This is a genomic window from Frankia tisae (assembly GCF_025403405.1).
GTDB lineage: Bacteria > Actinomycetota > Actinomycetes > Frankiales > Frankiaceae > Frankia > Frankia tisai.
Genome location: NZ_JANEZT010000278.1, coordinates 1 through 9,189 on the forward strand (window position 1 = coordinate 1; position 9,189 = coordinate 9,189).

Genomic DNA, 9,189 nt, shown 5'->3' on the forward strand with positions numbered 1-9,189 from the left:
GCTGGATACGGCGGCCGTCGAGGAACGTGCCGTTCGCGGAGTCCAGATCGACGAGGTCGACGTGCGGGCCGCGGACGAGCAGCGAGGCGTGGTGGCGCGAGGCAAGCAGGTCGGTGATGACGATGTCGTTGTCACGGGCGCGACCGATCGTCATCGTCCCCGGGCGCAGCGGGTAGGTGGCGCCGCGCTCGTGCTCGCGATCCAGCCGGGTACGGCCGCCGCTCTCAGCCTGATCGTGGGCGGCCCCGTCGCGGCGGCCGGAGTCGTGGGTGCCGCGGGGGCCGGCGTCGTGATCCTCGCGGCGGGCCGGCCGGGTGGGCTTGTTCGACGTGCGCGGCGGGGCGTAGCCGGTCTGGTTGGGCAGCATGGTCTGCACGTCCGTGGCCTCGCCATAGATGCCGTCGGACGCGGACCGCCGAGCGGGAAGCTCGGTGCGGACGATGACCTCGGGGCCGGTCGAGGTACCCAGCCGGAACCGCGTCTCGCCGCCGACCTCGACCATGTTCAGCATCCGGCTGCCGTCGAGCCAGGTGCCGTTGGAGCTGACGTCCCGCACGGCCCAACCGTGGTCCGTCTCCTCGATCATCAGATGCTGCCGGGAGACCCGACTGTCCGCGATCACATGGTCCGCGTTGCGCGCCCGGCCGATGATGAACCGTTGCTGCCCCGTGGAAACGATCACCTGGCCGGCGTCGCTCGTCACTTTCAGAACTGCCGTGGACACGCGTCTCCCCCCGTGAGGTCGAAACGCCGGCCGGACCGCCCCACCGAGTTCCATGTGCCTCTTCGGTCCATAATCGTCGAACCAGCCGAGCCCGAAGCCGCGGACGACAAGATTCACGCTGTCCGCCTGCAGACACGCCTTCTACGCGCTGGCGGAGTGGGCGAGGCGCCGCAGCTACCGGGTGATCGACTGTTTACTCTCGGGTGGTGGCGGTACGCGCGATCACCACTCCGAGCAGGGCCAGGAGCACGTTCCAGCCGCCGATGCCGAGGAAGAACACGTCGCCGTCGGCCATGACCAGTGGGGTGAGGCCGACGAAGACGAACACGCCGCACAGCAGCGGCACGAACCGGCCGGCGCCGGCCAGGGCGTGCTCGCGCAGCACGCCGACACCGGTCAGTATGAACCCCACGCCGGCGACCATCGACGCAACGCCGATCAGCGTGCCTACCAGGACCGGGCCCGCGTCGTCCGTCGCCGCGTGGGCGAACGGGATGAACGCCAGCTCGCACGGCACGAGCAGAGCCATCCCCACGAGCATGATCGGGGTGCCGATCCTGGCGGTCCGGCCGCGGCCGGCGAGGCCGGAGCGGGCCAGGCCAAGTGCGCCGAAGAAGGTCAGGATGTTGGTGAGGGTCCAGACAGCCTCGAGGCCCCGGAACAGCCCCGGACTGTAGGGCCAGCTGAACTGGTCCGTGGACACGGGCGAGGTCAGGGTGGCGCTCCAGGCCGCACCCACCACCGCGATCAGGCCACCGGCCGCGCAGAGTGTGCCGAACAGGCGCGGGGACGCTGGCCGGGCCGGGGCCGGCCGCGGGCTCGCGGCGGTGCGGGTGGTGACGTCGTAGTTGCCGGTCACTGTCCACCTCCTGAGTGGGTCATCGGGATGCCGTCGACACTGCCGTCCGGCCATGGCGTCTGGCATCCGCGCCGGCACTCGACCCGCGACAGGTGCTGGCACTGTTGTCATCCGCCGGGCCGGCACGCGACCATCACCTGGTGACCGGTCCCAGCGTCCGCGTGCGCCCGCTCCCGGTGGCGTTGTTGGTGCTGACGTGCGCGGTCGCCGTCGCCTCGGTGCCGCCTTCGGCCGGTCTCGAGCCCGTCGTCGACACCGCGCTCTACCCGCTCAACGCGGTCGCGCTCGGCGGGGCCGGCCTGCTCATCCGGCTGCGGGTGCCGCGGCACCGGGTCGGGTTGCTGCTGGCCGGGCTCGGCCTGGCGGCGGCTCTGGTCGAGCTGCTGGAGGGCTACGGCTACCACGACACCTGGCCGGCTGCGCTGACCGCGCAGTGGGCCGCGTCCTGGGGGTCGCTGGTCGGCGCGGGCAGCACCGCCACCGTGCTGGCGCTGTTCCCGAATGGCCGGGCGGCGGGCCGACGGTGGCGCTGGCTACCAGCCTTCACGGTCGGGGCCACCGCGACGGCCGTGCTCGGCGCGGCGCTGTCGCACGCGAACGACGACTCGTACACGTTCACCAGGGGCGGCAACCCGTACGCTCTCGACGGGCTCGATGTCCTTTACACCATCGGCGAGCTCGCGTTCGCGGCATCGCTCGTGCTCTCGGTCGTCTCGCTGGTGGACCGATTCCGACGGGCCGGCGGCGCGGAGCGGCAGCAGTTCAAGCTGATCTTCTGGTTCGCCTGTGTGCTCGTGGTGGTCGGCCCCGCCGCGGCCGTCGACTACAACCGCAGCGTCGTGGTCCAGGTCGCGATCGCGCTCCTGGTACCGCTGCTGCCGATCACGATCTGCGTGGCGATCCTGCGCTACCGGCTGTACGACGTCGACGTTCTGATTGCCCGGACGATCGTCTACGCGGCGCTGACCGTGCTGCTGGCCGTGGCCTGGGGCGCCACCGCGCTCGTGCTCGGCGCCCTGCTCGGCGGCGGCTCGGCCTGGGTGACCGCGGGCGCGACGATCGCGGCCACGGCCGCCGTCCTGCCACTGCGACGCAGGGTCCAGGACGGCGTCGACCGGGCGTTCCGGCGCGCGCGGCACCATGCGCTGGCCCGGGTCGAGGCCTACCTGGAGGACCTGCGCGCCGGCCGGGCCTCGGCGGACGAACTGGAGGGACTGCTGCGCGACGTGCTCTGCGACCCCGCGCTGGAGTTACGCCTGCTGTTGCCAGGCGAGTCCCCAACGCCCGCCGTGGCCGGCGCCGGCGCCGACGGCTGCGTCCGGACACTGGTCGAGCGCTCGGGGGTTGCGCTCGCTGAGGTGACGCACGCGGTGCCGGCGGGCGAACCGCTGAGTGACGTACTGTCCCGAGCCGGGCTGGCAATCGAGATCGCCCGGCTCCAGGCGGAGGTGCGGCGCCGGCTCGCCGAGGTGGAGGCCTCGCGTGCCCGGATCGTTGCGACGACCCATGAGGAGCGCCGTCGGCTGGGGCGCGACCTGCACGACGGGGCGCAGCAGCGGCTGGTCAGCGCGGGACTTGCGCTGCGGCACGTGCAGCACCAGCTCGGCGAGCAACCTGCGGCCCGCGACATCGAGGTTGTCGTCACCGAGATCGGCGGCGCGATCCAGGACCTGCGTGAGCTGGCGCACGGCGTCCGTCCGGCCCGGCTCGACGACGGGCTGGAGCTGGCGCTGCGCGAACTGGCCGGCCGGGCGCCGCTGCCCGTGCAGGTGCAGGCCGCGCTCGACCCACTGCCCGACGCCGTCGTCGCCGCGGCCTACTATGTCGCCGCGGAGGCGCTGACCAATGTGGTGAAGCACGCGGTCGCCAGCACGGTGGAGCTGCGGGCCAGCCGGGAGGACGGTGAGCTGGTGCTGATCGTCCAGGACGACGGCGTCGGGGGCGCGGAGCCGGGCGGCGGGTCGGGCCTGCGTGGACTGGCCGACCGGGTGGCGGCGCTCGGCGGGCGGCTTCGCCTCGAAAGCCCGGCAGGCGCGGGCACGACGCTGACGATAAGGCTGCCGTGCGCGTCGTGATCGCCGAGGATCAGGTACTCCTCCGGGAGGGCCTCGTCCGCCTGTTCGAGGATCGCGGACACACCGTCGTCGCGGCCCTGCCAGACGCGACCGGAGTGCTGGCCGCGGTCGCCGAGCACGCGCCGGACCTCGTGGTGCTCGACATCCGGATGCCGCCGACCTTCACCGACGAGGGCGCCCGGACCGCCCGCGAGGTGAAGGATGCCCACCCGGAGGTGGGCGTCCTCGTACTGTCCCAGCACGTGGAGGCCCGGTACGCCGTCGGGCTGGTGACGCTCGGCGGGTTCGGCTATCTGCTCAAGGACCGGGTCCTCGACGTGGGCGAGTTCCTCGCGGCCGCCGGACGGGTGGCCGGCGGTGGTTCGGCGCTGGACCCACACGTCGTGGGCACGCTGCTTGCGGCGCAGGGCACGGCCGACCCGGTGGCCGGCCTCTCAGCCCGCGAACGGGACGCGCTCGCGCTCATGGCCGAGGGTCTTAACAACACCGCCATAGCCCGGCGGATGGTCGTCAGCGAACGCACCGTCGAAGGGCACGTACGCCACCTTCTGATCAAGCTCGGTCTGGCCGAGGTGGACGACGGCCACCGCCGCGTGCTCGCCGTCCTCGCCCACCTACGACACGCCGCTCTACCGGCCCCGCGACCGCCCAACGCCTAGCCTCGGGCTTTCACGACGATGATCGTCTGTTGGGGTACCGGGAATAGGAAAGTGCTCCTGAGCAGGGAGGATCGGGCTTGTCTAGGACCTGATCCGTTCCAATCCAAGGAGCACCTTCATGGTGCAGAGTACCGGTTCTACCCGTCTGTCCGACGCGCTCGCGCCGTGGCGGTCGCCGCTGGCGACGCATGACCCAGCGAAGGTCCTGACCGATCTGGCCGTGTCGCCGACGTTGGGTGGGGACTGCCTGGCCGACATCGTGTTGCTACGCGCCCAGCCGGAGCTGTTCGGGCTGATGGACCTGACCGGCTGGCCACCGGGCATGCGTGTCCTCGTCCGCAAGGAACGCCCGCACCCCGGCGCGCAGCTGCGGATCACCCGGACCCAGCAGAATCGACAAAGGTGGAAGGGTAACCGCCAGTCACGCCCGCCCGAGGCGCGAAAGATCCGGGTTAGCAGCCGAGGAGTACCGCATTGCACTATGGCCCGAACCGGCTGCGAAGCTTTGCACACTCCAGTGTGGCGGACCTTCGATCGAGCATGTCGGCTCGGCGCACACCGGCGCCGAGACCGGCCGCGATGAGGTGTTCCAGGCGTTGGTGGTCGCACGGATCATCGAGCGGAACTTCTGACGGCGGCTTCTACCGGAGGGCTGTGGATTCGGTGATGTCGAAGAAGTCTCCGTTCTTGGCCGCCTTCAGATCGTTCACGGTGTACGTGATCCCGTAGTGGTTGAACAGGCGCCTGTAGGCCGGGTTGTCCACTTCGACCGACGACCACGGGTGAATGACACCCAGCATGTCCACGTCGCGCAGCCCGTTGAGTGCCGTCGTGAGCGACGCCGCGGTCACCGGTCCCGGCACCCTGGGCAGGGCCGCCTCCAGCAGCCTTGCCCCGATCCAGGTGATGATGCCGTTCGAGGTGACCGGGTCTTTCGAGCCCTGCGAGGCGATGGCGGCCTTGATCTGGGCAATGCCAGGATTGTTGTCCGCGCCGTTGAGCTGGGAGTCCACCACCACGAGGCCGTTGGTCAGGTCCGGGCCCAGGGAGTCGATCAACTTCTGCGTGAAGACCGCCGAGACGCTGCCGACCGTGAGGTGCTTGCCGCTCTGCCTGATCGCCGTGAGCGCCTGGGCCGCGGAAGTCGGGGCAAGGCTCACGGCCACGCAGTTCGCCCCCGCTCCGGTGATCTTGGAGATCGCCGGAGTGAGGTCAGGCGCGTTGAGGGCGATCGGGGACCGCGCGACCTCGGTTCCGCCCTTGGACTCGATGCCTTTCTTGACCAGGTTCGCGAGGAATTCGGTGCCGTCGTAGTAGATGATTCCCATTTTGGTGCAGCCGGCGTTGGCCAGGCCGATCCCGATGGCTGCGAACTCCGCGTTCGCCGAGGCGGTCGCGAACGAGTTGGGGCTGGAGGTGTCGGACTGGCCGAGGACCGGGATTCCCGCCTTCGTGAGCGGGGCCTGGTCCGCCGTGAGGAGGTTGCCGCCGTTGATCACCGCGGCGACGCCGCCCGCCACGGCCTTCTGCTCGCACACCAGGACGCCGCTCGTCGTGCCCTTGCTGTCACAGGTCTCGATCTCGACGTTCGGGAAGCCGCGCAGCTCGCCCTTCACGATCGGAACGACCTCGGGCATCGTGAAGACGTTTCCGGTTATGTCGCCAATCACCAGTATCTTGGCAGCAACGCTGCTGGTGGCGGTCGGTGCGGCGACAGCCGGCGGCGGCGGGTTTCCTGGCGGCGAGTCGCTTCCGCACGCCGAGAGAACAAGCACGGCACCGAGTCCGACAGCCAGTAAGGCGCCGGCCGGTTTGGTGCGAATCATGCTTGCCCCCCTGAGCTGGTTGATGCCGACGAAAAGGCGTTCAACGGACGACCACCCGAACCCGGCCGAGGTTGGGGACCAGCCGGCTCGTGGCCGACACGTCGCCGTCGCGGTGGCTCTTGACGCGGACCGCGGGAAAGTACGTCCCGGGCCGGTCGAAGGCATGGGTGGTGGTGAGCTGGACGGGGTTGGCCTGACCGTCGATTCCCGCGAGCTCGGACGCGAACGTCCCGCTGCCGTCGAAGTCCCACGCCGCGCTGACGACCGCACCGGCACCGGGCGGCACCTCGGCGGTCACCTCGAACGCCACCGGCTCGCCGGCCGGCACCTCGGCGCGTACCGCCCCGTTCGCGGTCACCGTGACGACGGCCTGAATTCCGCCGCGGGTTCGCGCGTCCGGGGCCAGGGCCAGCCGTCCGCCGGTGTAGTCGTAGGCGGTGCCGACGGGAGGCGTGCCGTTCTCGACCCACGCGGCGAGGTCATGAAGGCTCTGCTCGACGAGCGGGTTGTAGTCGATGTAGCGGGTACTCATCGACACCCCGCCAGCTGAGGGCAGGAAGGAGCCCGGAATGTTCTCCGCGTTCTCCATCCAGCGAAGCCGCAGCCGATCCGCCGCGGCGCTGCCCTGCACCCGCCGGATATGGCCGGCGAGAGCGTCGGCACGGCCGGGCCACACGTTCGCGTCGTGCGTTCCGGGCAACAGGAGAAGTTTTCCGCCGAATGATCCGGACGCCGGTCCGCCACCCAGTGCGAATGCCGTCGGCAACCCGTGGCGCGGATAAACCGGCCGACCATCGACGAACGTGGCGACGGACTCGCGGTCCCACTCGGCGACCTGATGCCGGTACGCGTAGCAGAACGCCAGGAAATTCCGGTTGTCGATCAGCACTTCGTCGCCGGGAACGACGTCTGTCATTCGTAACGTCCCGGATTCGGCAGCGCCGTCGACGTAGAGTGTGTCCTCGCCCACGACGCCGGCGACAATCAGGCTCCGGCCGGCGGCCTCGCCACTGACGACCTTGATGGACGCGCCCAGCAGGTAGCCCGCTACGTCGGTGTCGAGCTCCAGCGCGCAGGGATACTGCGCTCCCTTCATCCCGATCGTGAACTTCGCGATCGCGCCCAGCCCGGCGAGGCCGGCCGCGCGGGCGGCGAGCTGTTCGGCGGTGACCACAGCGCGGACGCGCGCGGTGGCCTGCACACGATGGGGAGCGAGCAGCTCGGGGAAGTCGTGGCCCACGTGTCCGGGCTCGGACCAGAATCCCTCGAAGAACTCCGGCAGCTCCGCCAGCATGTCGTCGGCGAGCCACGACCACGCCGACACCGGCCCTACCGGCTCGGCAATCATGATTTCGGAGCCGCGGGAGAAGCCGAGCCGGTAAAGCGCGGCCAGCTCCTCCCGCTGGTGGGTGCCCAGACCGGCGAACACCTCGCCACTGCCCCCGGGCTCCACGGCGTCGATGACACCTCGGACCTTGTCGCCGAGCAGGCGCTGGACGTTGAGCACCGCGCCGAAGGTCGCGAGCGAGGCCGTCTTCAGCAGCCGCCGGCCGGGGGGTAGCTCGTACGTCGCCTCGTCCATAGTCGCCGCTATCCCGACGTAGGGCATGGCACCGTCGAACACGTCGCTGTTCTCCAGGCACAACTGGGCACGCATGCCGCCGCCCCCGCCGCCGTAGGCGTAACTCGCCCGGGGCGGAGTACCGTAGATCTGGGTCGCGAGGTGTTTGGAAAAGCGCGCCGATTCCGTGTGCGCGCGATAGCCGTAGAGAGACGGGTCGGGACCGGCGCGGAGGTCGAGCTCGACGCCGATGTGCCCGGCGTTCGACTCGACAATGTATGCGCCCAGCCGGAATCCGATACCGAGCTGGTCGAGCAGCAGGCCTTGCACGGTTCCGCAGGTGTCCTCGTACCCCCCCAGTCCGCCCTCGACCGGAAAGAGCATGCGACCGGCCCAGTCGTCGGCGGGGAGAAAGTAGCACGATAATCGGGTGTCGGTGCCGGCGAATCCGCCGTGCACGAAGCGGTACTTGTAGGCGTCCACCGGCGAGGTACGCCACTCGTCCACGTCGATGTACGGCTTTCCGAAATAGTCGTCCGTCACTACGTAGTCGTCAATGCGTAGTTCAACGCCGCTGGGCATCGAGATCTCCAAGGCCGATGTGGAAGGGGTGTGTGGGCGCTGGCGGTCCGCGACGCGGCCGCCCGAAGAAGGCGTCGGTGACCTCTTACCCGGACAGATCGATTGCGCTCATAAGACAGCTCCGCCCTCATCGCCCTCGAGTCCGGCCCCACCCGGGTGGCAGAAGCCTCGCAGAGCATCCAGGACGATGTCAACGCTGTTCACCGAATGGTCTGGCGCGACCCGCCGACCCCAGACGAGATCGTGACCATCGGCTCCTCGAAGACGCGGCCGACTTCGAGGAGCCGCGCGACCTGCTGGCCCCGTCCAGCCGCCGCCGGGACCGGTTCTCGAGCTCCTCGTCGGAGTCGAAGGTGTCGGCCGCCAGGTCATCGAGAGACCGGATGGGCTGTGTACCTCGCGCGGCCAGAAGCTCCTCGACGGTGACCGGAGGGCGTGACGGCGGGTAGAGCGAATGGCCTGCTTCCGGATTACTCCTGGACGCGGGCCTCCTCGCAGGTGTTTCCGGCTGGCAGCACCAGCACCAGCACCAGCATACGGCGGTGCCCGGGTCGCGACCTGTGACCGGCTGTAGTCCGCAGAAGTCGTCGCCCTGTCGCGCACACCGGCAGAAATAGGGCACCCGGCGTCTTCGGGGCGTTCCCCCACCTGCCGGGCCAGTCTGGCTACAACAAGCTACTACGGCCAGTGTTACCACTGGTCAAGGGCATGATCGGGCTGGTGGTGGCGGACAGTGAATTCTGGTTCGACAACCACTGGATCAGCGATGCGACCACTGAACCTTTCCCGGTAACCTTTCGTCACCTTTGGTAGCAACAACGCTGTGTGCATACGTTGATCTCTACGTGGTGCGCTGGTGCTCCATGTGGAGCAGCACGAGGCATGCTTTCACCACGGATCCGA

6 protein-coding genes and 2 pseudogenes are annotated in these 9,189 nt (G+C 69.7%); 4 read left to right on the plus strand and 4 right to left on the minus strand.

Annotation, left to right across the window (positions count from 1 at the left end; translation table 11 throughout):
- Both NBZ85_RS22435 and NBZ85_RS22440 read right to left on the minus strand, forming a co-directional pair.
- A partial coding sequence (locus NBZ85_RS22435) for an FHA domain-containing protein (protein WP_261562544.1) occupies positions 1 to 724 on the minus strand: 724 nt, incomplete at its 3' end.
- Between the two features lie 193 nt (positions 725 to 917).
- Positions 918 to 1,583, minus strand: coding sequence for a hypothetical protein (locus tag NBZ85_RS22440; protein WP_261557634.1), 666 nt, complete (start codon positions 1,581 to 1,583; stop codon positions 918 to 920).
- Positions 1,584 to 1,723: 140 nt separating this feature from the next.
- On the opposite strand from NBZ85_RS22440, the gene NBZ85_RS32800 reads away from it, so the two are divergent.
- From NBZ85_RS32800 to NBZ85_RS22455, 3 genes and pseudogenes are all read left to right on the plus strand, one after another.
- Positions 1,724 to 3,658: a sensor histidine kinase gene (locus NBZ85_RS32800; protein ID WP_261557636.1), complete on the plus strand. Its 1,935-nt coding sequence runs from the start codon at positions 1,724 to 1,726 to the stop codon at positions 3,656 to 3,658.
- Positions 3,646 to 4,317 (plus strand): response regulator transcription factor, encoded by a 672-nt coding sequence (locus NBZ85_RS22450; protein ID WP_261557637.1) that lies wholly within the window; start codon positions 3,646 to 3,648, stop codon positions 4,315 to 4,317. Before NBZ85_RS32800 ends, NBZ85_RS22450 begins: the two co-directional genes overlap by 13 nt.
- 145 nt (positions 4,318 to 4,462) lie before the next feature.
- Positions 4,463 to 4,615 (plus strand): annotated as a pseudogene (locus NBZ85_RS22455) (IS1380 family transposase); the annotation flags it as partial.
- A 343-nt stretch (positions 4,616 to 4,958) separates the two neighbouring features.
- On the opposite strand, the gene NBZ85_RS22460 reads toward NBZ85_RS22455, so the two are convergent.
- Both NBZ85_RS22460 and NBZ85_RS22465 read right to left on the minus strand, forming a co-directional pair.
- Positions 4,959 to 5,933 (minus strand): ABC transporter substrate-binding protein, encoded by a 975-nt coding sequence (locus NBZ85_RS22460; RefSeq protein WP_261562545.1) that lies wholly within the window; start codon positions 5,931 to 5,933, stop codon positions 4,959 to 4,961.
- Between the two features lie 250 nt (positions 5,934 to 6,183).
- Positions 6,184 to 8,286, minus strand: coding sequence for a tannase/feruloyl esterase family alpha/beta hydrolase (locus tag NBZ85_RS22465; protein WP_261557639.1), 2,103 nt, complete (start codon positions 8,284 to 8,286; stop codon positions 6,184 to 6,186).
- A 633-nt stretch (positions 8,287 to 8,919) separates the two neighbouring features.
- On the opposite strand from NBZ85_RS22465, the pseudogene NBZ85_RS33850 reads away from it, so the two are divergent.
- Positions 8,920 to 9,069: pseudogene (locus NBZ85_RS33850) on the plus strand (IS982 family transposase); the annotation flags it as partial.
- Positions 9,070 to 9,189: the final 120 nt, after the last annotated feature.